Annotated in this window: 28 protein-coding genes; 15 read left to right on the forward strand and 13 right to left on the reverse strand. The window is 71.2% G+C overall.

Features of this window, described 5'->3' with window-relative positions:
- Positions 1-12: 12 nt before the first annotated feature.
- A complete protein-coding gene (locus B079_RS0129785; protein WP_018549513.1) occupies positions 13-1,191 on the reverse strand; it encodes a 4-hydroxybenzoate 3-monooxygenase in 1,179 nt (392 codons plus the stop codon).
- A gap of 128 nt (positions 1,192-1,319) precedes the next feature.
- The gene (locus tag B079_RS0129790) at positions 1,320-2,060 is read right to left on the reverse strand and encodes a helix-turn-helix transcriptional regulator (protein WP_234016900.1); all 741 of its coding nucleotides are present in this window, start codon (positions 2,058-2,060) and stop codon (positions 1,320-1,322) included.
- A 464-nt stretch (positions 2,061-2,524) separates the two neighbouring features.
- Between B079_RS0129790 and B079_RS0129795 the strand changes: the two genes are divergently transcribed.
- The 4 genes from B079_RS0129795 (at position 2,525) to B079_RS0129810 (ending at position 5,992) form a co-directional block, all read left to right on the forward strand.
- Entirely contained in the window at positions 2,525-3,262 is a 738-nt protein-coding gene (locus tag B079_RS0129795) for a CDP-diacylglycerol diphosphatase (protein ID WP_018549515.1), read from the forward strand.
- A gap of 191 nt (positions 3,263-3,453) precedes the next feature.
- Positions 3,454-3,861, forward strand: coding sequence for a hypothetical protein (locus B079_RS0129800; RefSeq protein WP_018549516.1), 408 nt, complete (start codon positions 3,454-3,456; stop codon positions 3,859-3,861).
- A gap of 62 nt (positions 3,862-3,923) precedes the next feature.
- Entirely contained in the window at positions 3,924-5,087 is a 1,164-nt protein-coding gene (locus B079_RS0129805; protein WP_037802319.1) for a cupin domain-containing protein, read from the forward strand.
- Positions 5,088-5,095: 8 nt separating this feature from the next.
- Complete coding sequence (locus B079_RS0129810) at positions 5,096-5,992, forward strand: sucrase ferredoxin (protein ID WP_018549518.1); 897 nt, start codon at positions 5,096-5,098, stop codon at positions 5,990-5,992.
- A 21-nt stretch (positions 5,993-6,013) separates the two neighbouring features.
- Here the strand turns inward: B079_RS0129810 and B079_RS0129815 are convergent, their stop codons facing one another.
- The 3 genes from B079_RS0129815 to B079_RS36210 are packed head-to-tail and all read right to left on the reverse strand — an operon-like array spanning position 6,014 to position 7,623.
- On the reverse strand, positions 6,014-6,274 hold the full coding sequence (locus tag B079_RS0129815) for a hypothetical protein (protein WP_018549519.1): 261 nt from the start codon (positions 6,272-6,274) through the stop codon (positions 6,014-6,016).
- Between the two features lie 32 nt (positions 6,275-6,306).
- On the reverse strand, positions 6,307-7,263 hold the full coding sequence (locus tag B079_RS36205) for an FUSC family protein (protein ID WP_026249216.1): 957 nt from the start codon (positions 7,261-7,263) through the stop codon (positions 6,307-6,309).
- A gap of 30 nt (positions 7,264-7,293) precedes the next feature.
- Positions 7,294-7,623: a hypothetical protein gene (locus B079_RS36210; RefSeq protein ID WP_018549520.1), complete on the reverse strand. Its 330-nt coding sequence runs from the start codon at positions 7,621-7,623 to the stop codon at positions 7,294-7,296.
- Positions 7,624-7,644: 21 nt separating this feature from the next.
- On the opposite strand from B079_RS36210, the gene B079_RS36215 reads away from it, so the two are divergent.
- Together B079_RS36215 and B079_RS33020 are read left to right on the forward strand one after the other, a co-directional pair.
- Positions 7,645-7,932: an aldehyde dehydrogenase family protein gene (locus B079_RS36215; protein WP_158685066.1), complete on the forward strand. Its 288-nt coding sequence runs from the start codon at positions 7,645-7,647 to the stop codon at positions 7,930-7,932.
- A gap of 68 nt (positions 7,933-8,000) precedes the next feature.
- Positions 8,001-8,882 (forward strand): alcohol dehydrogenase catalytic domain-containing protein, encoded by an 882-nt coding sequence (locus tag B079_RS33020; protein WP_018549522.1) that lies wholly within the window; start codon positions 8,001-8,003, stop codon positions 8,880-8,882.
- A 202-nt stretch (positions 8,883-9,084) separates the two neighbouring features.
- On the opposite strand, the gene B079_RS0129840 is transcribed toward B079_RS33020, so the two are convergent.
- Genes B079_RS0129840 through B079_RS0129850 form a run of 3 tightly spaced genes read right to left on the reverse strand, consistent with a single transcriptional unit; the run spans position 9,085 to position 11,976 of the window.
- Positions 9,085-10,044: an alpha/beta hydrolase gene (locus B079_RS0129840; RefSeq protein ID WP_420705803.1), complete on the reverse strand. Its 960-nt coding sequence runs from the start codon at positions 10,042-10,044 to the stop codon at positions 9,085-9,087.
- A 37-nt stretch (positions 10,045-10,081) separates the two neighbouring features.
- Entirely contained in the window at positions 10,082-11,011 is a 930-nt protein-coding gene (locus tag B079_RS0129845) for an alpha/beta hydrolase (protein ID WP_018549525.1), read from the reverse strand.
- A gap of 53 nt (positions 11,012-11,064) precedes the next feature.
- Entirely contained in the window at positions 11,065-11,976 is a 912-nt protein-coding gene (locus B079_RS0129850) for an alpha/beta hydrolase (protein WP_018549526.1), read from the reverse strand.
- Between the two features lie 196 nt (positions 11,977-12,172).
- Here B079_RS0129850 and B079_RS0129855 point away from each other — a divergent pair, with 196 nt between their 5' ends.
- The gene (locus tag B079_RS0129855) at positions 12,173-13,051 is read left to right on the forward strand and encodes a helix-turn-helix domain-containing protein (protein WP_018549527.1); all 879 of its coding nucleotides are present in this window, start codon (positions 12,173-12,175) and stop codon (positions 13,049-13,051) included.
- 125 nt (positions 13,052-13,176) lie between these two features.
- The gene (locus tag B079_RS35385; protein WP_158685067.1) at positions 13,177-13,338 is read left to right on the forward strand and encodes a hypothetical protein; all 162 of its coding nucleotides are present in this window, start codon (positions 13,177-13,179) and stop codon (positions 13,336-13,338) included.
- A gap of 223 nt (positions 13,339-13,561) precedes the next feature.
- On the opposite strand, the gene B079_RS0129865 is transcribed toward B079_RS35385, so the two are convergent.
- Positions 13,562-15,178: a cation acetate symporter gene (locus B079_RS0129865; protein WP_018549529.1), complete on the reverse strand. Its 1,617-nt coding sequence runs from the start codon at positions 15,176-15,178 to the stop codon at positions 13,562-13,564.
- Positions 15,175-15,615 (reverse strand): DUF485 domain-containing protein, encoded by a 441-nt coding sequence (locus B079_RS0129870; RefSeq protein WP_018549530.1) that lies wholly within the window; start codon positions 15,613-15,615, stop codon positions 15,175-15,177. The genes B079_RS0129865 and B079_RS0129870 overlap by 4 nt, the downstream gene beginning before the upstream one ends.
- Before the next feature lie 366 nt (positions 15,616-15,981).
- Here B079_RS0129870 and B079_RS33025 point away from each other — a divergent pair, with 366 nt between their 5' ends.
- Positions 15,982-16,389 carry an FKBP-type peptidyl-prolyl cis-trans isomerase gene (locus B079_RS33025; RefSeq protein WP_018549531.1) on the forward strand — a complete coding sequence of 136 codons (408 nt, stop codon included), beginning with the start codon at positions 15,982-15,984 and terminating at the stop codon, positions 16,387-16,389.
- Between the two features lie 406 nt (positions 16,390-16,795).
- Positions 16,796-17,563 (forward strand): ArsR/SmtB family transcription factor, encoded by a 768-nt coding sequence (locus B079_RS0129880; protein ID WP_018549532.1) that lies wholly within the window; start codon positions 16,796-16,798, stop codon positions 17,561-17,563.
- A gap of 85 nt (positions 17,564-17,648) precedes the next feature.
- Here B079_RS0129880 and B079_RS0129885 read toward each other — a convergent pair whose 3' ends face one another.
- Both B079_RS0129885 and B079_RS0129890 read right to left on the reverse strand, forming a co-directional pair.
- A complete protein-coding gene (locus B079_RS0129885; protein ID WP_026249217.1) occupies positions 17,649-18,185 on the reverse strand; it encodes a hypothetical protein in 537 nt (178 codons plus the stop codon).
- 187 nt (positions 18,186-18,372) lie between these two features.
- A complete protein-coding gene (locus tag B079_RS0129890) occupies positions 18,373-19,245 on the reverse strand; it encodes an SDR family NAD(P)-dependent oxidoreductase (RefSeq protein ID WP_018549534.1) in 873 nt (290 codons plus the stop codon).
- Between the two features lie 81 nt (positions 19,246-19,326).
- On the opposite strand from B079_RS0129890, the gene B079_RS0129895 reads away from it, so the two are divergent.
- Together B079_RS0129895 and B079_RS35390 are read left to right on the forward strand one after the other, a co-directional pair.
- Positions 19,327-20,034 (forward strand): TetR/AcrR family transcriptional regulator, encoded by a 708-nt coding sequence (locus B079_RS0129895; RefSeq protein WP_051095389.1) that lies wholly within the window; start codon positions 19,327-19,329, stop codon positions 20,032-20,034.
- A complete protein-coding gene (locus tag B079_RS35390; protein WP_158685068.1) occupies positions 20,009-20,176 on the forward strand; it encodes a hypothetical protein in 168 nt (55 codons plus the stop codon). Before B079_RS0129895 ends, B079_RS35390 begins: the two co-directional genes overlap by 26 nt.
- A gap of 84 nt (positions 20,177-20,260) precedes the next feature.
- Here the strand turns inward: B079_RS35390 and B079_RS0129905 are convergent, their stop codons facing one another.
- A complete protein-coding gene (locus tag B079_RS0129905) occupies positions 20,261-21,412 on the reverse strand; it encodes an ATP-binding protein (protein WP_018549537.1) in 1,152 nt (383 codons plus the stop codon).
- Positions 21,413-21,798: 386 nt separating this feature from the next.
- On the opposite strand from B079_RS0129905, the gene B079_RS33030 reads away from it, so the two are divergent.
- The 3 genes from B079_RS33030 (at position 21,799) to solA (ending at position 25,107) form a co-directional block, all read left to right on the forward strand.
- Entirely contained in the window at positions 21,799-22,743 is a 945-nt protein-coding gene (locus tag B079_RS33030) for an SDR family NAD(P)-dependent oxidoreductase (protein ID WP_018549538.1), read from the forward strand.
- Positions 22,740-23,375, forward strand: coding sequence for a TetR/AcrR family transcriptional regulator (locus B079_RS33430; RefSeq protein WP_018549539.1), 636 nt, complete (start codon positions 22,740-22,742; stop codon positions 23,373-23,375). Before B079_RS33030 ends, B079_RS33430 begins: the two co-directional genes overlap by 4 nt.
- Before the next feature lie 529 nt (positions 23,376-23,904).
- The gene (solA, locus tag B079_RS0129920) at positions 23,905-25,107 is read left to right on the forward strand and encodes an N-methyl-L-tryptophan oxidase (protein WP_018549540.1); all 1,203 of its coding nucleotides are present in this window, start codon (positions 23,905-23,907) and stop codon (positions 25,105-25,107) included.
- The last annotated feature ends 6 nt before the right edge of the window (positions 25,108-25,113 follow it).

Below are 25,113 nucleotides of genomic sequence, written 5' to 3' on the forward strand. Positions count from 1 at the left end.
GACGCCGACTGCCTAGTTGGTCCCGGCCGTCAGCTCCCCGAACAACCGGCTCGCCGCCTCCGACGTGAACTGGCGCCGGAGTTCGGCCCGGGCGACCCGCTTGCGGAACTCCCCTTCGTGGGTGGTGTCCCCGGCGTTGTGCATGAGGTCGGTGATCCAGGTCGCGAAGGCCTGGTAGTTCCAGATGTGGGGCAGGCAGGTGTCCGAGTAGCTGTCGAGCAGGCTCGCATCGCCGTGCTCGGCGTGGTGGATGACGGCGCGGGCGAAGACCTCGGCGTCGTGGAGGGCGAGATGGATGCCCTTCGCGCTCATCGGGGGCACGATGTGGGCGGCGTCGCCGAGGAGGAAGAGCCTGCCGTGGCTCATCGGCTCGAAGACGACACCGCGCAGCGGGACGATCTGCCGGGTGACGATCTCGCCGCTCGGCACCGGGACGCCGAACCGGGCCTCCAGCTCGCTCCAGACCCGCGCGTGCGGCCACTGCTCGGTGGTGTCCCCGGCGGCGCACTGGAGGTAGATGCGGCTGGCCCGCTCCCCGCGCGGGATCATCCCGGCGAGGCCGCGCGCGTGGATCGCCATGCCGGCCGGGTTCGCCGGTACGGCAGCCAGGACGCTGAGCCAGGAGTAGCCGTACTGGTGAGAGTACTCGGTCAGCGCGTCGGCCGGAACGGAGCGGCGGCTGACGCCGTGGAAGCCGTCGCACCCGGCGATGTAGTCGCAGTCGAGCACCCGCGGTGTGCCGTCGGCGTCCCGGTAACGGACGTACGGACCCCGGCCGTCGGCGCCCTCCAGGTTCTCCAGTGTCACGTCGGCCGCCTCGTACCGCAGCTCACCGCCGTCGCGCAGGAAGACGTCGGTGAGGTTGCGCACGAGGACCTGCTGCGGGCAGTACAGGCTCTCGTTGTCGTCGTCCATCTCGATCGGCATCGACTCCCCGTCGAGGTAGAAGCCGCCCTCGCTCTCCGGGACGGAGTCGCCCTCCAGCACCTCTTCGAGGCCCCACTCGCGGAACATGCGCACCCCGAAACCGTCGATGGTCCCGGCGCGTTGGCGCTGCTCGACGTAGGTACGGCTGTGCTTCTCCAGGACGACGCAGCCGATGCCGTTGCGCAGCAGGAAGGCGCCGAGCGCCAGCCCGGCGACACCGGCTCCGACGATGGCGACGGTGGTGTGTTCGCGTGTCTCGGTCATGTGGGTACGAGCCTCCGTGCTCAGAGCGGTCGGTCTGCCACCACTCTGGAGTCCGCCCGTGACCGTGAACCACCGGTGACGGGACAGCGGATACCGAAAAGCCGCCAACTCTCCCGAGCGGGCGACGGCTACGGCGCAGCGCCCCGCAGCTCCGCCTGATAGCGCCCCGGCGTCTGCCCGACCACCTCCGTGAACGCGTCGATGAAGCTGGACGGGTTGGACCAGCCGCACACCATCGCCGTGTCGGTGACCGACAGGCCGTCGGTGAGGTGGGCCAGGGCGTGGTGGATGCGCAGGGTCGTACGCCAGCGGTGGAAGCTCATCCCCAGCTCGGCGTGGAACAGGCGGCTCAGGGTGCGCTCGCTGGCCCCGGCCCTGCGGCCCAGCTCGGTGAGGGTGGCGGCCCGGGCGGGGTCGGCATGCAGGAGGTCGGTGACGGCGCGGAGCCGGTCGTCGCGGGGTTCGGGCAGGTGGAGGGAGTGTTCGGGGGTGTCGGACAGTTCGTCCACGACGACGCCGAGCAGCCGGGCGTGGGCGCCGGGGCGGCTCTCGGGACGGTCGCCGGTCAGCGCGAGGACCGCCTCGCGCAGCAGCGGGCTGACCGCGAACACGCTGGGCCGGTCGGTGAGTTCGCCGCACAGTGCGAGCGGGACGGTGAGCAGACGGACGTCGGTGCGGCCGTAGAAGCGGTGGGAGTGGGCGAAGCCCGGGGGCGTCCAGGTCACCCGGTGGGCCGGGGCGACCCATGTGCCGCGCTCGGTCGTGGTGGCCAGCGTGCCGGCGGCGGCGTAGACGAGCTGACCGTGGTCGTGCGCGTGCGGGCCGAGGTGGAAGCCGTGCGGCAGCCATCCGGCCCCTTGCGGGGGCATGCGCACGGGCTCCGCGGACGCGGGGAACTCCACGGGCTCCGAGGGCTGGCGTTCTTTCGGCATCGGACGGCACTTTACCGGCGACCGGGGACACCCGATCCCGTCCCGCACGAGCCGTCGAATACCACAAACGGAATACCTCTCAACGGCGGAACACGAGAGACCGACCCGTTCAGCCGATGGGAAATATCTTCTCCCGTCCCTACCCTGTGAGCGGATCGACGGGAAATGGAAAACGGGGTGAAATTCCCCTCTCTCACTCCAGGAGTTCACGCGTGAAGGAACAGAGGAATGCGATCGAGCTGCCCCGGCGTCAATTCGTCGCACTCTCGGGCACCCTCGGTGCCACCGCACTCCTGACGGGCGCGGCGGCGACGGTGGGCACGCCCGCGGCGGCGAATGCGGCGCCCGGCGGCGGCCCCTCGCCCCACCCGTCGTGCTCCACCGCTCCTCCCGGAGGGGGCGTGACCTGCCCGCCTGTCTCGCTCCAGGCCCTCTGCGGCAGTCCCACCGACGACGACCCGCTGTGGCACGACGTGCAGTACTGCACGCAGGGCATCGTCCCTCCGCCGCCGCAGCTCAAGCCCGACTGCCTGGCGATGACCCCGAATTACATCATTGTGCACGGCGCGCCCAGGAACACGCACAACTATCTGACGCTGCCCACCTGCCGGATCACCGGTATCGAATGCCCGTTCCTCCACACCGACGCGGCGCCGAACTACTGGCACGAGGCGTGGGAGAACGCGCGGAGCGGAGGAAACGTCCCCGTGCAGTCCCCGTACCTCGGGCTGGGGATCAATTCACAGGGCGCCCGCCGTCTCCAGCAGCTGCACATTCACATGGCCGCCGTCCGCGAGAGCACCCAGCGGCGGCTGCAGCAGCTCGAAGCGGACGGCCGCATGGCCACCCAGCCCTCGGCGTGGGCCGACCCGGCCAACCAGGCCCCCGTCTCGGGCCCTCCGGGCCAGGGCGATCGCGTGTACCGCATCCTGCGGCTCCCCAACCTGCGCGACAACCTCTTCACCCTCCTCTACCAGAACGTGGTCCGGCCGAACGCGCTGAACATGGCGGACCAGACCCTGATCGTGGTCCCGAAGATCACGTCCACCGGCTTCGCCGGCACCTTCTACGTCCTCAACAGCGACACATCGATCCACGACGGCACGAGCACCTGCGACTACCTGCTCGTCTACCGGTGACGCAGCCGCGACCCGCGTACCCGCCGGTGTCCGGCCGGGGCCCGGACGCCAGCGGATGCAGGCCGCCGGTTTCTGGGTGACCGTGGTCGGAGTGCGTCGTCGCCCCGCCGGAAAGTCATGAGCGGCCCCGGCGGGCGACGGGGCACACCGTGACGGGCACACGATGTCGACGCCGAGGAGGAACTGTGGGCATGTCCAAGGATCCGAACGAGCACGAAGGCCCTGCGGACGGCGGCGCGGCGGGCGAGCCGGGCGTGCACGACGGGGGCGCGGACGGCAGCGCCGAAGGTCCCGCCGACGGCGGTGCGGCGGGCGTGCCCGGCGTGCACGACGGCGGTGCCGACGGCAGCGCGGACAGCGGCGCCGAGGGACCTGCGGACGGCGGCGCGGCCGGGGTGCCCGGCGTCCATGACGGCGGTGCCGACGGCAGCGCGGACAGCGGCGCCGAGGGGCCCGCGGACGGTGGCGCGGCCGGGGTGCCCGGGGTGCACGACGGCGGCGCGGACGGTGGCGCCGAAGGGCCTGCCGACGGCGGTGCGGCGGGTGAGCCCGGGGTGCACGACGGCGGCGCCGACGGCAGTGCGGACGGCGGCTCTTGACCGACTCCCGCACCGGCTCCGGGGACGGCTCCCGGACCGGCTCCCCGAATCCCGGCACCCCCGTGGGCGCCGGGATTCTGGAGCGCCGTCTGACCGGCCTCGGTCTCGCGGACTTCGCGCGGGACGTGTGGTCGCGGACCGCGCTGCTCACCCGGGGTGCGAGCGACTTCTCGGACGTGTTCGACGCCGGTGCCGTGGACGAACTCGTCTCGCGCCGGGGGCTGCGCACCCCGTTCCTGCGCGTCGCCAAGGACGGCGCGGTGGTGCCCGAGTCGTCCTTCACGTCGCCCGGCGGGGTCGGTGCCACCATCGCCGACCAGCTCGACGACACGGCGCTGTGGCGGCTGTTCGCGGACGGCGCCACGCTCGTCCTCCAGGCGCTGCACCGCACGTGGGAGCCCGTGGGAGAGCTGTGCGCCGCGCTGAGCGCGGAGCTGGGTCATCCGGTGCAGGCCAACGCCTATGTCACGCCCCCGCAGAACCAGGGCTTCGACGACCATTACGACGTCCATGACGTGTTCGTCGTCCAGATCCAGGGCAGCAAGCGCTGGCTCGTCCACGAGCCCGTCCATCCGGACCCGCTGCGCGAGCAGCCCTGGACCGAACACCGGGCCGCCGTGGCCGAGGCCGCGAAGGGGCCCGCGTACATCGACACGGTGCTGGAGCCCGGCGACGTGCTCTATCTCCCGCGCGGCTGGCTGCACGCCGCCCGCGCGAAGGGCGAGGTCTCGGTCCATCTGACGCTGGGCGTCCATGTGTGGACGCGTTACGCGCTGGCCGAGCAGCTCGCCGAGGCCGCGTTGACGGCGCTGCGCGAGGACCCGGGGATGCGCGCCTCGCTGCCGCTGGGCACCGACGGAGCGGCGGAGGCGGTCGACGCCGCCCGCGCGCGCCTGGCCGCCGCCGTCGCCGGGGCGGACTCGGCGCCGCTGTTCCACCGGAGCAGGCGGAGCCAGGGGCGTCCGGCGCCGCTCGGGCCGCTGGCGCAGCTCGCCGCCGTGGACGGTCTCGATGCCGACGCGCCCCTGCGGCTGCGCGCGGCGCTGGAGGCCCGGCTGGAGGGGGCACGTCTGCGGACCCGGGTCGGCTGGCTCGACTTCCCGGCGGCCGACCTGCCCGCGGTGTCCCGTCTGCTCGACGGCGAGGTCCGTACGGCCGGTGAACTCGGTCTCGCGCTGGCCGAGCGGCTGCTGCGCGCGGGCGTCCTGGTGCCCGCCGGACCGTAGCCGCTCCGGTGACCAGCACGGACCGCTTCTTCTGCGCGGACGCCGCCCGGATACGGGGCGACTCGCTCGCGGGCACGGCGCCGCGCGGTGCCGTCTGGGTGCTCATCGAGTACCGGGGCGGCTGGCCGTCCAACGGCTTCGACGGCCTGGACCTCACCCCGGAGGTCAAGGCCCACGTCTGGTCCGCCGCCCACGCCGTCCGGGCCCGCATCCTGCTGATCAGGCGCAGCGCCCGTCCCCGACCCGACGGCCCCGGGCGGTGGGCCGTCCTGCACTACGAGCGCTCCGGCGCGTACCGCCAGCGCTGGGGCACCTGGACCCGCGACGAGGACCTGACCGAGATCGCCGACGCGCTCCAGAACCCCGGTCAGCTGGACCACCCGCCGGTCGTCCTGGTCTGCGTCCACGGCCAGCACGACATCTGCTGCGCCGTACGCGGACGGCCCGTGGCCCGTGCGCTCAGCGAGCGCTGGCCGAACCTGGTGTGGGAGTCCACCCACGTCGGCGGCGACCGGTTCGCCGCCAACGTCGTCCTCCTGCCCGACGGCGTGTACTACGGCCGCCTCGACGCCGAGTCGGCCGTCGAGGTGGTCGGGGAACATCTGGCGGGCCGCGTCCAGGCGGACCACCTGCGGGGCTACACGGATCTCACTCCCCCGCAGCAGGTCGCCGTCGCGGCCCTCCTCGAACGCTTCGGCCCGGCCGCCCGGCACGCCTACACCGTCACCGACACGATCCGCGACGGCGACGCCTGGCGCATCCGCGTCGAACTCCACGCCCCCCACCCGACGGCCTTCGACGTCCACCTGCACGCCCGGCGCACGCCGCCCTACCGCCTCACCTGCCGGGGCCCCCTGCCGCACCCCTCGATCGCCTACGAGGTGACGTCGATCCAGTCGGTCTGACCAGCCGCCCGAGACCCTGTCCTAGGCGTCGGCCATGTGCCTGCCCGCGGGGACGCGCTGGTCGCCGATGGCGGAGGCCAGGTCCTCCAGTGAGCGGATCACGGTGTCGAAGACGGCGCGGTCGGACTGCCCGAGGGGATCGGTGTCCGGGGACTTCGGGGTGAGGGGGGCGCGCAGCCGTACCGCGAGTCCGGTCTCCGGCCGGGCACCCGTCCGGGCGGCCGTGGCCAGCTCGGACATCACCTGGTGCAGGGGCTCGGCACAGAGCGCGGCGGCGGGCACACCCGGCGACTTCGGGTCCGGCAGGAGGACGGTCAGCAGGGCGGAGCTCCTGGCGACCTCGTGGACCGAGCGGGACAGCGACCGCAGCTCGGGGCCGCTCCACCGGGCGAGGTGGTGGACCGGCTCGGCCGTGGCGTGCGTGGCGGCCTCGTCGAACTCGCGCCGTGCGACGCGGGCCTCGTGGCCCAGCCGGTCCAGGGCGACCGGGTCGGCGGTGACGGGGTCCGGTCCACCAGCAGGCCGGGCAGGCGCTTGGTGTGCCAGATGGGCCACAGCACGCAGACGGCCATGGCGATGGCGGAGCCGACGACCGTGTCGGCGGTACGGGTCCACGCGCTGGTGCCTCCCGCGCCGAGGTAGGACACCCAGGCGGTGATCCACAGGATCATCAGCGGCTGACCCGTACTGCGGAAGGCCAGGTAGAGGAGGAGAAGCACGGCCAGGACGGCGTAGTGCAGCGCGCGGTCGTCGGGCAGCAGGGTCAGGGCCAGCCCGAGCAGGCCACCGGCGACGGCGCCCACGCTGCGGCTGATGCCACGGCTGAAGGTGTGCTCGAACGTGGGGAACAGGACGACCGCGGCGGTCAGGAACAGCCAGAAGGCGTGCCCCCGCTCGCCGAGACCTCCCCAGTCGCCGGTGGCGTGTCCGACGGCCTCGGCGGCGGTGGCCGCGACGGCGAGCCGCAGCGCGTGCTGGAGTACCGGCGAGTCCCAGGTGAACTCCGCGCGCAGCCTGCGCAGTCCGCGGACGAGGAAGCCGGGCTCGGCGTACGGCACCACCGACGCGACGTGCTGTCCGGCGGCTCCGGAGCCCATGTCCGCGAGCCGTTCGGCCTCGGTGAGCGCCGCGACGAGGCCACGCAGCGGGCGCACGTCGGGCCGGGCGGCTTCCGCCTCGGACAGTGCCAGGACAGAGCGGTCCGCCACGGACGTGACCGGACGGCCCCGCCGCACGGCCGAGGCGATGTCGGACAGGACCTGGGCCGCCACGGCGGCACGCTCCGCGTCGGCGTCCGGCTTCTAGCCGGGCCAAGCCCCCAGGGCACGCAGGTGCTGGGCGATCCGCTGCGCCTCGCCCACCAGGCCGAACAGCGGAGAGGCCGCGAGGCGGGAGAACTGCGGCAGGACGGAGAGCGCCTGGCGCGCGGCCAGCAGCGGCCCGGGCCAGGGGTGGGTCGAGGAGCCGCCGTCCACGGAGGCCCGGACCTCGGCGGCGAGTGCGTCGTAGAGCGCCGCCACGGCCTTGCGCTGGTGGGCGAAGCGGGGGTCGTAGGGCGGCAGCAGCTGGCAGACCCAGCCGACGGCGCAGCCCAGGGCGAGCCACTTGACCATGGTCAGTCCGGTGGACACATCGGGCGAGAGGTGATCTCCGTGCTCACGTACGACACGGACGTCGAGGCGCTGGCGCTGGCCAACGACTCCAAGTACGGGCTCAGCGGCTCCGTCTTCTCGGCCGACCCGGTCCGCGCCACCCGGTTCGCCACGCGCATGGAGACCGGAATGGTCGAGGTCAACGGCTCCCCCGCCGGTCTCGCCGCGCCGTTCGGCGGAGTCAAGGACTCGGGCCTCGGCCATGAGCTGGGCCACGAGGCATTCGACGAGTTCGTCAAGATCAACAGCATCGGCGTCCCGCGCGATCTGGACTGGCCCGCGCGCTGAGCCCGCCCGCGCACCGAACCATCGGCGGCACACGCCGCCGGACCGACGAAAGAAGCCCGAGGAAAGCAATGAAGGCAGCGGTACTGCTCGAAGTGGGCAAGCCCTTCGAGATCCGCGAGGTGCGGCTCGATGCGCCCCAGCCCCACGAGGTCGTCGTGAAGGTCAGGGCCAGCGGTCTGTGCCACAGCGACCTGCACACGATGAAGACCGACTTCGGCTGGCCGATGCCGGCCGTGCTCGGCCACGAGTTCGCCGGAGTCGTCGAATCGATCGGCGGCGAGGTCACGGCCGTGAAGGTCGGCGACCATGTGGTCGGCAACCTGATCAGCGCTTGCGGCGACTGCCCCGACTGCCGCAGCGGCCGTCCCACCCGGTGCACCGACCCCGGAGCCATCCGCCGCGCCCCGGGCGACGCGCCCCGGCTGACGATGGACGGTCAGGCCGTCACCCAGATCGGCGACCTGGGCGGCTTCGCGGAGAAGACCCTGGTGCACGAGCGCAACCTCGTCGTCGTCGACGACGACATCGCGCTCGACCGCGCGGCCCTCCTCGGCTGCGCGGCCCTCCTCGGCTGCGCCGTCATCACCGGCGCCGGAGCCGCGAAGAACGCCGCGAAGGTACGGTTCGGCGACACGGTCGCGGTGATCGGCTGCGGCGGCGTCGGCCTCAACGTCGTCCAGGGAGCCGCGCTCGCGGGCGCCCGGCGGGTCATCGCGCTGGACCTCCAGCCCGCCAAGCTGGAGTTGGCGCGCACGTTCGGCGCCACGGACGTCATCAACTCCGGTGAGGAGAAGGACGTCGTCGGACGCGTCCGCGAGATCGTGGGCAAGGGCGGCGTCGACCACGTCTTCGAGGTCATCGGTCTGCCGCAGACCGTCCGTCAGGCGATCGACCTGACCGATGTCGGGGGCGCCGCCTATGTCATCGGGAAGATGAAGCCCGGCACCTGAGCGGAGCTGACGTCCGCCGAACTGCTGCGCGGTCAGAAGAGCCTGCACGGCGTGTTCATGGGCTCCACGATCGCCGACGTGGACATCCCGCTGTACGCCGACCTGTACCGGCAGGGGCGGCTGAACCTGGACGACCTGGTCGCCGAGACCATATCCCTGGAGCAGATCAACGAGGGGTACGCGAGGCTCGAAAAGGGTGACGTCACCGCGAAGCGGCGGCCGGGGCCTCGGCCCGGAGGGTGGCGCGGAAGAACTCGGTCAGCTTCGCCACGGCGGGGTCGAGGAACCGCTCCCGGTCGCCGTAGAGGTCCACGTGGCTGGCCCCCTCGATCCAGAACAGCTCCTTGGGGTCGTCCGCCTTCTCGATCGCCCGTACCGAGTGGGCCCGGCTGTCCGCCTCCGTGCCGACGATCATGAGCAGCGGGCGCGGCGCGATCATCTTGATGAAGGACCACGCGTCGAACTCGATGCACTGATCGAGGCTGTACGTGACGATCCGGTTGGGCGCGTTCGGGTTCATGCAGCGAGGGGTGCGGTAGAAGTCCCACGCCTCGCGCATCATGCTGCGCGGCGGGGCCTTCATCGCCTCTTCCGCGGTCATCGGGATGAGCGGCATGGTCACGGCTGCCTTCCTCTCGCCCTCCGTACGGGCCCGGTTGGACTCGGTGATCAGATGATCGAGGACGCCGGGGGCCTGTCCGGTCAGGTCCACGCCGTCCCGGAACATGTCGCCGATGTTGACCGCGCTCACCGTCGCCACCGCCTTCATCCGGCGGTCGGTCGACGCGGCGAAGGGCACATAGCCTCCGGAGCCGCAGATGCCGAGCACGCCGACCCGCTCCCCGTCGACCTCGTCCCGCGAGATGAGGTACGACACCGCGTCCTTGACGTTCTCGCTGCGGATGAACGGGTCTTCCAGGAGGCGGGGTTCCCCCTCGCTCTCCCCCTGGAAGGCGGCGTCGAAGGTGAGGACCACGAATCCGTTCTCCACCAGACGCGCGGCGTAGAGCGCGGGAGACTGCTCTTTCACGCTGGTGACGGGATGCGAGATGACGATTCCCGACAATCCCGCACCGTCCGCCTTTTCCTGCGGAATGAACAGTTCTCCGGCGAGTTCCAATCCATTGCTGAGGAATGTGACTTTTTCTCGCATACGTCTCATCTTTTCACTCGCGTGGAGGACGGCCACCCCCGTGCGGCTACAGGTTCTCCGCGAAGAAGGACTCCAGCTTCTCCAGCGCCTGCGCGGTGTACTTCGGCTGGTCGTACAGGTCGTAGTGGCTCGCGCCCTGGACGACGAAGATGTCCTTCTTGGCCGAGCGGGCCCGGTCGAACAGCTCGAAGCCGTCGCGGTACGAACCGAAGGCGCCCGGCACGTCACCGACGATGACCTGGAGCGGCTGCGTCAGCAGCACCTCGGCGAGGTGGAAGGCATCGAAGCCCATCGCCGCCTCCAGGCCCGAGAAACGCAGCTTGTTCGGCGAGTTCGGGTTCTGCCCCCGGGGCGTGCGGTAGTACTCGACGGCGTTGACGATGTCCACGTCGCCGATGCCCGCCTTCTGCCGCTCCTCAGGGGAGTCGGGGATGTAGGTGGTGATCACCGGCTCGGCGCCGCGCGCCTCGGCGGTGCGCTGCTTGCCGATCGCCTCGATCGTCTCGATCGCCGCGTCCGGGGTCAGATTGCCCTCGCGCATGATCCGGCCGTAGTTCGCGGCGACCACGGTGCCGAGCGCCTTGATCCGGTGGTCCGTCATCGCGGCGTTCGCGGCGTAACCGCCACCGCCGCAGACGCCGACGACACCGATGCGGTCCTCGTCGACGTAGTCGAGCGTGACCAGGTGGTCCACGGCGCAGCGGAAGTCCTCCACGCGCGCGGCGGGGTCCTCCAGGTAACGGGGCTCACCGCCGCTCTCGCCCTGGTACGAGGCGTCGAACGCCAGGGTCACATAGCCCAGCTCGGTCAGCCGCTCGGCGTAGATGTCGCCCGAGGTCTGCTCCTTGCAGCTGCTGATCGGGTGGCCGCAGATGATGGCCGGGTACTTCTTCGCGGGGTCGAACCCGTCCGGGAGGCGCAGGTCGGCCGCCACGTCCCAGGTCCGGTTCCTGAAACGTACGGATTCCTTCTGCATGGTTCTGCTTCTTCCTTGGTGCGAGCCGTCGCGGGGCGGCGGCAGGGGGTGGCTCAGGCGGCCAGGTGCTCGCCGAAGAAGCCCGCGAGCCTGGCGATCGCCGGGGTGACGTACTCGTCCTTGTCGTACAGGTCGACATGGGTGGCGCCGTCCACGACGAACAGCTCGGCGTTGTCACCGGCCTCCGTGACGGCCTCACGGCTGAAGTAGCCGGTGTCCGCCTTCGAGCCGATGACCATCAGCAGCGGCCGGGGAGCGATGAGCCGGATCATCGCGTAGGAGTCGTACTGGGCGAGCTGGTCGATGCTGCGCAGCACCCAGCCGGTGTTCGAGCGGCAGTGGTGGCCGCGCTCCGTGTAGTAGTACTCGGAGCCCTCACGCCACAGGGTGCCCTCCGCCAGGCCGTCCTGCGACTCGGGCACCCAGTTCTCCATGGTGGGGGCCTCGCCGCGGGCCTCGGCGGTGCGCAGGGCACCGGCCTGGTCGAGCATGGCCTGAAGGACCTCCGGGCCCTGGGTGCGGCCGAGTCCGCGGCGGAACAGGTCGCCGGTGTCGGCGGCGCTGACGGTGCCGACGGCCTTGATCCGGTGGTCGGTCTGCGCGGCGAACGGCACGTAGCCGCCGGAGGCGCAGATGCCGAGCGCGCCGATGCGGGCGGGGTCGATGTCGTCACGGGTAGTCAGGTACGTGACGGCGGCGCGGACGTCCTCGGCGCGCTGGAAGGGGTTCTCCAGACCGCGCGGGGTGCCCTCGCTGTCGCCCTGGTAGGCGGCGTCGAAGACGAGGGCGGCGAAGCCCTCGCGGGCCAGGCGCTCGGCGTAGACGCTCGCGGTCTGCTCCTTCACACCGCCCGCGGGGTGGGACACGACGACGGCGGGCAGCGGGGCGCCGCTGTGCCCGTCCGGGGTGAACAAGGTTCCGGCCAGCTGCAGGCCGGCGCTGTCGAAAGTGACGTTCTGCTTCATGTCCTCGGTGTTTCCTTGGTGCGGCGGGGAATTCGCCGGTGGCCCGGAATATGGATCTCATGGCCACCGGCCATGCCATCGACATTCGCACGCGTCGGACTCTCGCGAAATGGGCCGCTCTTGTCCCCGGACAGTTCTGTCCTGGGACAGAACTGTCCCCCTCTCGGAAATCACCTTTCCTGGCATCATCGTCCACATGAGCAGCAGTACGCACCGGAACGAGCTGGGTGATTTCCTCAAGGCCCGGCGGAAGGATCTCAGCCCCGCCATGGTGGGGCTGGCGGACGACGGAGGAGGACGGCGCCGCGTCACGGGCCTGCGCCGGGAGGAGGTGGCCCTCCTCGCCTCGATCAGCACCGACTATTACACCCGCCTCGAACAGGGCCGCCGTCAGGCTTCGGCTGCGGTGCTGGACGTCATCGCCGATGTGCTGCGGCTCGACGAGGACGAGCGCGCGTACATGCTGGAACTGGCCGGGAAGGACGCGCACCGGCCGCGTCGGCAGGCCCCGCAGCGGGTCCAGCCGCAGCTGCGGCAGCTGCTGGACGATCTGTCCCACATCCCGGCCATGGTCCTGGGCCGCCGTATGGACGTCCTCGCCTGGAATCCGCTGGCCGCGGCGCTCCTCGGCGACTTCGACAACATCCCCGACAAGCAGCGCAACTACGTACGGATGGTCTTCCTCGACCCGGCGGTCAGGGCCCTCTACCGGGACTGGCCCGAGGTCGCCCAGACCGGCGTCGCCCAGCTGCGCATGGAGGCCGCCCGCGACCCGAAGGACCCGCGGCTGACCTCCCTGGTCGGCGAGCTGTCGATGCGGGACGAGGACTTCCGCCGCTGGTGGGGCGCCCACCGCGTCGCCACGCGCGGCATGGGCACCAAGGTGCTGCGCCATCCGGTCATCGGCGACCTCAGCCTCGACTGGAACACCCTCACCTGCGTCACCGACCCGGACCAGCAGCTGGTCACCTACACCGCCCCGCCCGGCACCCCCTCCCACGACGCCCTGCGCATACTGGCCTCCTGGACCACAAGCCCCCAGAACGCGGACCGCACGGGGCCCACACCACACTGACGGGTCTCCGCCCCATGATCCATCACCGGGACGTCGACGGCACCGAGCCCGCCTGGAGGTGCTGCGCGGCTTCTACGACCACCTGGACCGCGCCGCCCTCCCCCGCATCCACGCTGTCGAACAGCATGGCCCGCATGCTCCTGGCCGCCACCCCCGACTGGCACCGCTTCCTCGACCGGCTACTGACGGATAAACTCCCCACCGTAGCCACCCCGTTGACGGAAGACGTCCCCGCCTTCCCCGCTCTGGTGGACGACATCCGCGCCAGTACGCACCCGACCGCCTGACCGTCTGGCGCGAACTGCTCGACCTGGCCGCCGGTCGGACCCCCGCCGCACGCGCCGGGCTGCTGCGCACCTACGCCGAGATCATCGCCGTCCTGACCTGCGATCTGTACCTCCAGCCGGGCCAAGCGCTCCCGGCCGACGGGCACTACCAGTGGGCCGTGGCGGTTCTCCGCGAGTTGAAGTGGCGGCCCTGACGGTCCGCGTATCGGCCGGGCGCCCCGCCTCACCCCGTCCGGTCGCGTGACGGCGCCCCCGTCAGAAGGTGATGCTCGGCGGATTCGTAGCGGCCCCGTTCCCGGTCGGCGGCGGACTTGCCGGAGAGCAGGGTGGTGAGCCAGCCGGCCAGGAAGCCCGCGGGGATGGAGGCGAGGGCCGGAGTGTTGTAGGGGAACCAGTCGAAGTCGGCCTCGGGGAAAGCGGACAGGGGGGTTCCGGAGACGAGGGTGGTGCCCGGGGTGAGGGCGAGGACGGTGAGGGAGCCGACGATGAGCGTGGCGAGCAGGCCCGCGCGGGTGTAGCGGCGCCAGAAGAGGGTGTAGAGCAGCGCGGGCGCGATCGCGGAGGCGCCGAGGGTGAAGGAGAGGGTCGCCAGGGGCTGCAGGCTGCGGTGCTGGGCGAGGGCGGCGACCAGGATGACGGGGATGCCGACCAGCAGGGCGCACGAGCGGGCGAGGGCGAGTTCGCGCGCCGGTGGCAGCGGGGTGGGGCGGGAGGCCGTCAGGTCGTGGGCGAGGGCGTTGGCGCAGGCGAGCGTCATGCTCGCCACGGAGGCGAGCAGGGTGAGGAAGACGGCGGTGGTGACGGTCGCGAAGAGCAGGGCCTCGGGGCGGGACAGGCCGGTGCCGAACGCGGCACGGGCGCCGAGCAGATAGGCGGTGGTGCCGTGCGGGTCGGCCCCGGCGATGCGCGCGCGGCCGAGGAGGGCGGTGGCCCCGGTGCAGATCAGGACGAGCATCAGGATGAACAGGGTGACCGAGGAGACCGCCCAGGACATGGCCCGGCGCACCTGGCGCGGTGTCCCGGCGGTGTACATGCGCATGGTGACGTGCGGCAGACAGGCGGCGCCCAGCACGATCGCACACTGGGTGCTCGCCATGTCGAGCGCGGGATGCGGGCTGCTGGCGTACTGCAGTCCCCAGCGCAGATAGCCGGGCCCGGCTCCGCTGCGGCGTTCGGCGGTGCGGAACAGCGCCTCGGTGCTCCAGCCGAAGCCGTGCAGGATCAGCCCGCTGACGACGAGCCCGGAGGCGAGCAGCATCACCGTCTTGAAGATCTGGACGAGCGCGGTGCCCCGCATCCCGCCGAGGGCGGCGTAGCTGATCATGAGGATTCCGGCTCCGACCACGCAGCCGTTCTTCATGGCGGGTTCGGTGAACCCCAGGACGTAGGCGAGGAGTTCACCCACACCGGCGAGCTGGACGATCATCATCGGGACGAGCGCGACGAGAGTGACCGCGCAGGCCGTGACGCGGACGCTCCGCGCGGGATGGCGGTGGCCGAGAACGTCGCCCATGGTGTAGCGGCCGGTGTTGTGGAGCGGTTCGGCCAGCAGGAACATCAGCAGGAGCAAGGACAGTACGGCGCTGAGGGCGAGGACCACCCCGTCGTAGCCGCACAGCGCGATGATGCCGCCGATGGTGAGCACGGTGGCGGCGGAGATGTAGTCCCCGGCGATGGCGAGTCCGTTGCGCAGCGGCGAGAGGGACTTGTAGCCGGTGTAGAACTCGGCCAGGTCGTCCGTGTCCGGGCCGGTGAGCACGCAGAGCAGCAGGGTCAGCGCGACGACGGAGCAGAAGGCGGCCAGGGACCAGGACTGCGCGGGACCGCTGAACGCCGTCACCGGCCTCCTTCCTGGTGCCCGGGCGCCGGGTACGACTGGCGGACGCGCTGGGCCAGCGGGTCGACGACGGAGCGCGCGGAGGCTTCGTAGAGCAGGACGGCCAGCCAGGTGACGGGGATCTGTGCGAGGGCCAGGACCAGACCGGTGGGCAGGCCGCCGGGCCCCGGGCGGGTCATGAGTCCCGGGGCCTTGACCGTCAGGGCGAGGAACCCGGCGAAGTAGCCCAGCGCGGTGAGGGACGGCACACGCCGCTGCCAGCGGTAGGCGCGGCGCAGCAGGCGCAGGGTGCGGTGCGGGCTGGAGCGCCGGCCCGTCGGCTCGGGTCCGGATGCTCCGTCCCCCTGCGACCAACTGGGGGTGTGCGGGGGCGCGCCGGTGGGGTGGGGCTGGTCGGTGGGCGGTGGGCCGGGGGGAAACTCGGAGCTGTCGTGGGACATTTCGGAATCTCCTGGCGGGGACTGGGTCCGGGACGCGCGGATCGGCGGATCGGAGTCGTGGGCCCCTCGCACATAGTGCGGGTCGAGGTCGTGGAGTGCGCGAATATGTCGGCCGACAGGGACAGTTACCCATGACCTTATGTCGACATGTTTCCAGTCGACGGCCGTTATCGGCCAAAGCGAGGAGCGGCTCACCGCGTCGGGCTCTCATGCCAGGTGCTGGGTGCGGGAGTGCGGGCGGGGACGGGGTGGTGACGAGGTGGTGGGCTTCGCCCACGGGGCTCCCGCGACCGGAGCGGCCCTTCTCGGTAGCGTGATCACCAGCGCGCGTGGGCTGTCCACGCACCGGAGATTGCTGAGGCCGCGATGACTGAACCGACGAAGCCCGAGGTCGACATCCCGGAGGGCGACGCTCCCACCGAGCTGACCGTCCGGGACCTGATCGTCGGTGACGGGCCCGAGGTGAGGCCCGGCATGGTGGTCAGGGTCCACTACGTCGGGGTGACCTTCGCGTCCGGCAAGGAGTTCGACGCCTCCTGGGACCGCGGTGAGCCGTACAAGTTCGCCCTGGGCGACGGCAAGGTCATCAAGGGCTGGGACCGGGGTGTGCGGGGGATGAGGGTCGGCGGTCGCCGCGAGATCATCGTCCCCCCGCGCCTCGGCTACGGCAATCAGTCACCGTCGTCCTTGATCCCGCCGGGCTCGACACTCGTCTTCGTGGTGGACCTGCTGGACGCGTACTCCAGCACGACGGGGTGGAGCAAGGGGCAGTAGCTCCGGCCGGTCCTCCCGTACGACGCGCGTCGTCCGTCCAGGGAGGTTGGCGCCCCCGTGCCCCGCAGACGCGCCGTCAGAGAACCGGCGCCCGGGCGCCCAGCTGCCGCTGTCGGGAGCCGAACACCTCCAACACTGCACCTCCCGGACACGCCGCTTGCCTTCGGGCAGGGGATTCCCGGGCACGGGCATGACGCCCATGGGGCTGCCGTCGGGCGGGAGCCCAGTTTCAGCCCACCACGCGCCGCGGCAGCGCACCCAGACCCCGCCTCCGCCGACCGATACCCACCCCGGCCACCCCTGGCGAGCATCGCGAACAGCCCGGCCGGCCCCAGGGCGTCCGACCGCGCCACCCCGCATTGACATGCAGGCATTTACCTGCATTATTGAAGGTGTGAGCAGCGAGATGGACCGGGTCTTCAAGGCCCTGGCCGATCCGACCAGGCGGTTCGTGCTGGACAAGCTGCGCGAGAACAACGGCAGGACGCTGGGCGAGCTGTGCGAGAGCGTGCGGATGACCCGGCAGTCACTGACCCAGCACCTCGGTGTGCTGGAGGCCGCCCACCTCGTCAGCACCGTCCGCAAGGGCCGCGAGAAGTTGCACTACCTCAACCCCGTACCGCTCCACGAGATCCAGGAGCGGTGGATCAGCGCCTTCGACCAGCCCCGGCTGGACGCGCTGAGCACACTGAAGCAGAAAGCGGAGTCCGCCATGAGCGCCGAGAACGAGCCGCGCCCCGAGTTCGTCCACACCACCTACATCGCCGCCACCCCGGAGAAGGTCTGGGAATGCCTCATGGACCCCGAGGCGACGGCGGCGTACTGGTACCACCACAACGTCTCCGACTGGCAGCCCGGCTCCCCCTGGGCACACCGCCGCCTGGACGAGTCCGGCACCGACGACGTCGTCGGCACCGTGGTGGAGATCGACGCACCGCGCCGCCTGGTGCTGACCTGGGCCGGGCCCGGCGAGGAGCGCCCGCACGGCCCGTCCCGGGTGACCTTCGAGCTCAAGCCGTACGGCGACACCGTGCAGCTCACCGTGACGCACGTCAACCTGCGCGACGAGCAGGAGCTGCGCCAGATCTCGGGCGGCTGGAACTTCGTCCTGTCCAACCTCAAGACGTACGCCGAGACGGGCAGCACTCTGCCGGTCCCGGCCTGGAACGCCTGAGGCCGACCGGGCTCCGGCAGATCACGGGAGGGGCCGTACCTGAGCCCACACCCCACGAGCTGCCGAAGCCCGGCGCACGCCGCCGTCAGGCCTGGTCCGCTCCGGACAGCGCCTCGACGATCAGGCGGGTGGCGAAGTCGCGGTCGTCGGTGACCCGGTTGACGTGTTCCGCGAGCAGGACGGTCGTCGCCTCCAGGGGGTTCATCTCGGCGTCGGACCAGCGTCCGTACTGGGCGCGCCACAGGTTGGGGCTCAGGCCGGTGCCCGCCGCGACCAGCAGACCGGCCATGATGGGAACGACCTCGGGCGGGAAGGTCTTGGGCATCTTGCGCATCGTGGCGACGAGCGGGACCACCACGTACTCCATGACGTCCTTGTCCTCCGCCTCACACGCCATCCGCAGCCATTTCATGAACACGTAGATGAGCGTGCAGGTGCCGTCGAGCAGGTCGTCGAGGCCCGTGGGGCCCAGGGCCGCGGCGAACCGGTCGAGCAGCTCCCGCTGTTCGGGGTCGGCCTCGGTCTTGTCGTCGTAGAGGGTTTGGAGCCGGGAGTCGATCATCATGAGCGCCGCGCTCACATCACCTACGGGAGCGCGTGCCGGATCACAGGGAGATGACACAGGGCTCCTCCTTGCGGGGCCGCAGCTGACAGTACGTCATGACGTCACGTTAGACCGCCGGACGGCCGAGGGTCGGGCATTCTCGGCACCCGGCGTTATCCTCCCGAATCCCCCACCCTCCCCGGCGCCGCCGCCACCGCGCGCATCGACCGCCTGACCAGCGGCGCGGCGGCCGTAAGCCGGACTTTCAGGGCAGCTCCACCGGATAGGGCTGCCCGAAGTCGGCCGAGCGGCTGACCTTCTCCCAGGCGGTGGCCTCGGCGATCTGGTGACGGGAGTGGTCCAGCGCCATGACCGCCGCGTTCACACCGAGGGGCAGGTGGCCCGGGACCTCGTCGCGGTGGACCGTACGGACGATGATCTCCGCGGCGCGGGCCGGGTCGCCGGCCGCACCGGCCGTGTTCTGCCGCATACGGCGGTTCATCTCGCCGACCGTCGCGTCGTACGCCTCGGGGATGTCGTGCACCGTCATCGACGAGCCCGCCCAGTCGGTGGCGAAGCCGCTCGGCTCGACGACCATCACCCGCACCCCGAACGGCGCCGTCTCCGCCGCCAGGACCCGGCTGAAGCCGTCGACCGCGAACTTGGCCGCCTGGTACGAGGCGATGCCCGGCGAACCGCCGACGCGGCCGCCGATCGAGGAGATCTGCACGACCGTGCCCGAGCCCTGACGGCGCAGGACGGGCAGGGCCGCCTTCGTGACGTGGTAGACACCCCAGAAATTGGTTTCGAACTGCGCGTGGAAGTCGGCGTCGGCCGAGGTCTCGATCGGTGACACGTTCGCGTACCCCGCGTTGTTCACGAGCACGTCGATACGACCGAAGCGGTCCAGGGCCGCGTCGATCGCGGCGCGCGCCGCCGCCGGGTCCGTGACGTCCAGGGCGAGGGGGAGCACGCGGTCGTTGTCCTCGCCGAACGCCTCGGCAAGGACCTCGGGGTGGCGTGCGGTGGCCACGACGAGGTCGCCCGCCTCCAGTGCGGCGGCGGCCAGGGCGCGGCCGAGCCCTCGGGACGAACCGGTGATGAACCAGACCTGCTGCTGCTCGTTCTTGCTGCTCATGTCGGCACTCATGAGTTTAGTGAAACACCGTTGCCGTATTAACGCAACACCGTTTCACTAGCCCCGCCTATCATGGCGTCCATGACTGATCAGGCCTCCTTCCAGCGCGCTCGCAGCGCCCAGGCCAAGCAGGCGCGCGAGGCCGCCATCCTGGACGCGGCCCGCACGCTCGGGCGCCGGCACGGCATCCGGGAGGTCACGCTCACCGACATCGCCGCCGAGGTCGGCATGCACAAGTCGGCACTCCTGCGGTACTTCGAGACGCGGGAGCAGATCTTCCTCGAACTCACCGCGGAGGGCTGGCAGGAGTGGTCCGCCGCACTGCGCGCGGACCTCGGGACACGGGGACAGGCCACACCCGCGACGGTCTCCGCCGCCTTCGCCGCCACCCTGTCCGCCCGCCCCCTCTTCTGCGACCTGCTCGCCCAGGCACCCCTGAACCTGGAACGCAACGTCTCCATCGAGGCGGTACGCCGCTTCAAGCTCGTCACACTGGAGGAAGTCGCCCTGATCGCCCGGGAATTGGACCGACTCCTCGGCCTGACCGAACAACAGGCCGTCGACACCATCGCCACCGCCACCGGCCTGGCCGGAGCCCTGTGGCAGATGGCCACCCCGGGCCCGCGCCTACGGGAGCTGTACACGAGCGATCCCCGCCTCGGCCACGCCATCGTCGAGGTGGAACCACGCCTGCACCGGGTCCTCACGGGGCTGCTCACCGGGCTGGAGAGGGCCGGGGGCCGAGCAGTGACAAGATGCGCCGATGGGGATGACCGACAGCGGCGATGAGGCCGCACACGGCGTCGACTGCCGCGCTCTGCGGTCCGCAGACCCGGGACGGGTCGTCCACGAGGACGACGTACAGATCGTGGTCGTGCCCCACGCACGGGACGCGGCTGCTGTCCACGAGCGCACCAACACCCGGAAGTGACGCGGGGCGCGACCAGGTCGCGGGGCAGGTATCGCGCCAGTTCGGGGTGGATTCACGGGTGGGTCCGCGGCTCATGTACCGCTGTCAGTCGCGGGCGGTCGTCGGGATCCGGGCGAGGACGGCCGTCGCGTGTGCCGGGTTGGTGCGGAGCCAGGCGGTCAGGTGCTCTCGGACGGCCTCGGTGACGCAGGCGCGGACGGGTGGGTTGCTCAGTCGGTTGCGGGTCGGTCCCTCGAATTCGGGCTGGTCGAGCTTGACCGATACGACCGCTGTCAGGCCCGCGCCGAGCTGGGCGGGGGTGAAGCCGGGGTCGGACGAGCTGAGCAGCTGCCGTTCCCGGGCGCAGGCGGTGAGCGCGGTCGCCAGGCCGTCTCTGAAGCCGAGTTCGTGTGTGCCGCCGCCGGTGGTCGGCAGGCTGTTGGCGTAGGTCGCGATCCGTTCGTCGTGGCGGTCACACCAGCGCAGGGCCACCTCCACGGTTCCCGCCATCTCGGGGTACTCGCGCTCGAAGCCGATGACGTCCGGGTGGAGCGGGGCGCGCTGTTCCGCGATGTACTCCGCCGGGCCGCCGGGGAAGCGGAAGCGGATGGCCCGGGGCGCGGCGGGGTCGCGGTCGTCGGTCAAGGTGATGTCCAACTCACGGTTCAGGAAGGCCACTTCCCTGAAGCGCTCGGCCAGTGCGTCGTACGAGAATTCCAGCGTCTCGAAGATCTCGGCGTCGGGCCGGAAGGTGATCACGGTTCCGCTGTCGTCGGCCGGTCCGGTGCGGGTGGGCACCCCGAGCGGCACGCCCCGCTCGTACTCCAGCACCCAGCGGGCGCCGTCGCGCCGTACCTCTGCCGTCAGACGGCTCGACAAGGCGTTGACGACGGCCAGTCCCACGCCGAAGTGGCCGCCGGACAGCAAGCGCCGGTCGGCGGGCGTCGTCCCGCACCACAGCTCGGTCAACCGGGTCTCCACCGTAGGCCCGTCACCGTGACCGGCGTGCCCGACCGCGAGCCCCGCGCCGTCGTCGGCGACACGGACACAGCCGTCTGCGGTGAGGGCGATCCCGACACGGTCGGCGCTGCCGCCGAGGATCTCGTTCAGCGCCCGCTCGGCGACCTCGAACACGAGGCGGCGAAGACCGCGTTCACCGACCGACCCGACATACATGCCGGGCCGCTTCCGAACGGCCTCCAGACCCTCCAGAACCACGATCGCACTGGCGTCGTACGTATGGGATTCCTCGCTCATGATGCCCCCTCCGAGGGTGTCCGACAGCGCGCTCTCAACCTAGGGGATTTCGAAGAAAACACCAGGTCAGAGCCGATATAGCGAGGCTGCGGACAGACTCCTGACAGGCGATCAGGAACGGTGGGCGGGAGGAGTCCAGGCCGACGCGGTAAGGCCGCCGGTGACCCTGCGAGGGGCGCCTGCGGCGCTGTTCCGGGCGGCTCCAGAGCCACGAATTCCAAGGAATTTCCACCTCGGCCCGGTGTGACCGCGCAGGGCGTCATGGATGCGCTCCACCGTGCCGTCGTCGCGCCATCACACCGCAACGGATGTTCCTCTCGACGCCCACCCTCCGGACCCGTTACGGTACTGAGTACCACATGGAACTCGATACCGAGGAGCCTGTCATGGACAGCCGGACCATCGTGTTGACCGGAGTGACCCGTGGTTTCGGCCGCGAGGCCGTCGAGTTGCTGATCCGGGGACGGCCGCAGGACCACTACGTCGTGCTGGCTCGCCGGGGCGGTGAACGCCTCGCCGCGGAACTCGCCGAGGCCACCGGCGCCTCCGGGGTCACCGGCGTGGACTGTGACCTCGCTTCGCTCGCCGAGATCAGGCGGGCGGCGGAGGAGATTGCGCGGGGGCTCGACACCGGGCACCTCCCGCCGCTCGGCGGCTATCTCGGCAACGCGGGCCTGACGGTCACGACGACCGGGGAACGCACCACGGACGGGTACGAGATGACGTTCGGAGTCAACGTACTGTCCCATTACCTGCTCGTCAGGGAGCTGCTGCCCCGGTTCACCGGCCCGGGCTGGATCGTCCTCACCACGAGCGACTGCCACTTCGGGCAGTTCCGCTACACCCTCGGCGCCACGGCGGCGCCGCGCTGGGAGGCGCCGGAACGACTGGCCACGCCGCGTACCGGTGGCGCGCGGGAGGCCGGGCGGGCGTACGCGACCAGCAAACTCGGCGTCATCCACCTGACCCACGCGCTGGCCCGCCGCCTGCCCGACAACGTCGGCGTCTACTCCTACAACCCGGCGCTCGTCGCGGGCACCGACTTCTTCCGCCACGCCCCGGGGCCCGTACGGGGCGTGCTCAACGGGTTCTTCCAGCTTCAGCGGTTCCTCGGCCGGGGCATGACGCCGCAGCAGGCGGGCGCCCGGCTCGCCGAGACGATCCTCGCCGGACCGACCGCCCGGACGGGGTCCTACCTCGATCGCGGACGCGACGTCCCGTCGTCGCCGGAGTCGTACGACGAGGCCCGCGAGGAGGAGCTGTGGCGCGAGGCGGCCCGCCTCGTCGACGCTGATCGCCGGGCGGAAGGGGCGGATATCCTGGCCGAATGAGCGTGAACGAGTTTCCGGTGGAGTCCTTGCGGGACCGCAAACGCCGCCAGACCCGGGAACGGATCATCGAGACGGCCTTCGCGCTCTTCAGGGAGCGCGGGTTCGATGCCGTCACCGTGGACGAGATCGCCCAGCGGGCCGAGATCGGCCGCACCACCTTCTTCCGCTACTTCGGCGACAAGCAGGAAGTCGTCTTCTCCACCGAGGACGACTTCCTGACCGCGCTCACCACGGCCATGCGCGAGGCGCCCACCGAACCGCTCCAGACTCTCGCGCGGGCACTGGCCACATCGAGGCGGCTACTACTCGCGCTCTGCACCGAGGCCGCCCGCGACCCCGGCCACTACGCGGTCTACCACCGCCTGGTCACAGAGCACCCCGAACTCGAAGACCGCCACACCCGCAAGACCCGGCTCTACGCCGACCTCCTCGAAAAACACCTCCTCGCCCACGGCACCCCACCCCCCACCGCCACCCTCGCCGCCCAACTGACCCTCGCCTGCTACCAGACGGCATGGCGCCTGGGCGGCCACGACGCTACGGCGGTGCTTCGCGAGGCGAATGACGCCTTCGACCTCCTACTGGGCGCCACCCCGTCCGTGCAACCGGCTGACAAACCGTCGCCCAGCTGACCGCCGCGCTCGTAGCTCTCGCTCCCTACCGAGCCCGATTGTCATGCCCCGCTGACCCCGGTCAAGGGCGCTGGTCCCCAAGAGTGTGACCGTGAGGTGGGCATCCAAGGGCTGCCCCCGGGTCAATGTGCCAGCTCACCACGGCCTGTCACAGCCTGAGCCACGCAGCGCCGCTGCCCCTTCAGGTCTCAAGAACAGTGCTCCGTCGAGTCGTTGAAGGACGCCGCTTCATCAAGCACAAGCGCTTAATCAACACCGACGCTGCGAGAGCACCGGTGTGCACCAGAGACTGGTCCCCAGGCCAACGCCACGACACCGGTCAACGAACACGGAATGATCAGCCAGGGCGGGGTCACGGTACGGACTTGCACACGCCTCCGGTGGTGCCCGCACAGCGGGGCATCCAGTAGCGAGGACATCGGTGCTCGGCGCGCCGTCACTTCCCTGGCCTGATCCGCGCCCTCGGCCCGCCGCGCCACGCGGCGCCCTGGCTACGGTTGCCCTCGGCTTCACGGAGGTGGTGGGTGAGATGGCGGTGAGCGGTTTGGACGCCGAGGTCGCGGTGGTCGGCCTCGGAGCCTGGGGCTCCGCAGCTCTGTGGCAACTGGCGGCGCGAGGGGTGGACGTGATCGGGATCGACCGGTTCGCGCCGGGACACGCGTGGGGAGCCTCGCACGGTGGGTCGCGGATGTTCCGGATCACCTGCCTGGAGCATCCGGGCCTGGTACCGCTGGCTCGGCGCTCCGAGGAGCTGTGGCGCGACCTGGAGAAGGCGTCGGACGAGAAGCTCTTCGTGCGCTCGGGCGGACTGCTGATCGGGCCGCCGGACGGGCCGATCACCGGGGGGACACTGCGCGCGGCCGAGGCACACGGGGTTGAGGTGGAGGTGATGACCGCCGCCGAACTGGCGGACCGGTACCCGCTCCACGCGGCGGTACCGGCGGGACACATCGGCGTCCGGGAGCCGAGCGCAGGCATCGTACGGCCTGAAGCGACAATACGGGCCGCCCTGGAACAGGCCCGTGCCGCGGGCGCACGCGTGCTGACGGGAAGCCAGGTGACCGGCCTCTCGACGGTGGGCGGCATGGTGGACGTGGCGATGTCCCCGGGCACGCTGCGTGTCCGGCGGGCCGTGGTCACCGTAGGGGCCTGGCTGCCCACCCTCGTACCCGGCCTGCCCCTGGAAACCGTCCGGATGCCGATCTGCTGGTTCCACCCCGGCGGGGGTGGCAAAAGCTTCGAACTCGATCAGTTCCCGGTGTTCATGCGGGAGATCGACGGCGGCCGGGTGTTGTGGGGCAACGGCCGCGAGAACGGACACGACGTCAAGCTCGGTCTGGAATACGGCGGCGGCGGTTTCCGCCCCATGGACCCGGAGGACACCGACCGGTCCGTGGGAGCCGAGGACTGGTCGGAGCTCACGCAACTGCTGGCCGCGTATGTCCCCGGCCTGGACCCGGCGCCGGCGAGGGTGGCGGTCGGCATGTTCTCCCGCACCCCGGACGGCCAGTTCGTGATCGGCAGCCCGGGCGGCGATCCCGGCCTGATCGTCGCGGGCGGCTGCAACGCGCACGGGGGCAAGCACGCTCTGGGAATCGGTGAGGCGCTGGCCGATCTGGTGACAGAGGGCGAGACCAGGATGCTGCTGGATTTCACCGACGTGGACCGAGACTTCTTACCCGCCCCGGCGATTTCCGGTCACATTAGCGACCGCCGTTCTCAAATAAGTTAGGCTCCC

It is taken from the genome of Streptomyces sp. LaPpAH-108 (genome assembly GCF_000373625.1).
In the GTDB taxonomy this organism is placed as follows: domain Bacteria; phylum Actinomycetota; class Actinomycetes; order Streptomycetales; family Streptomycetaceae; genus Streptomyces.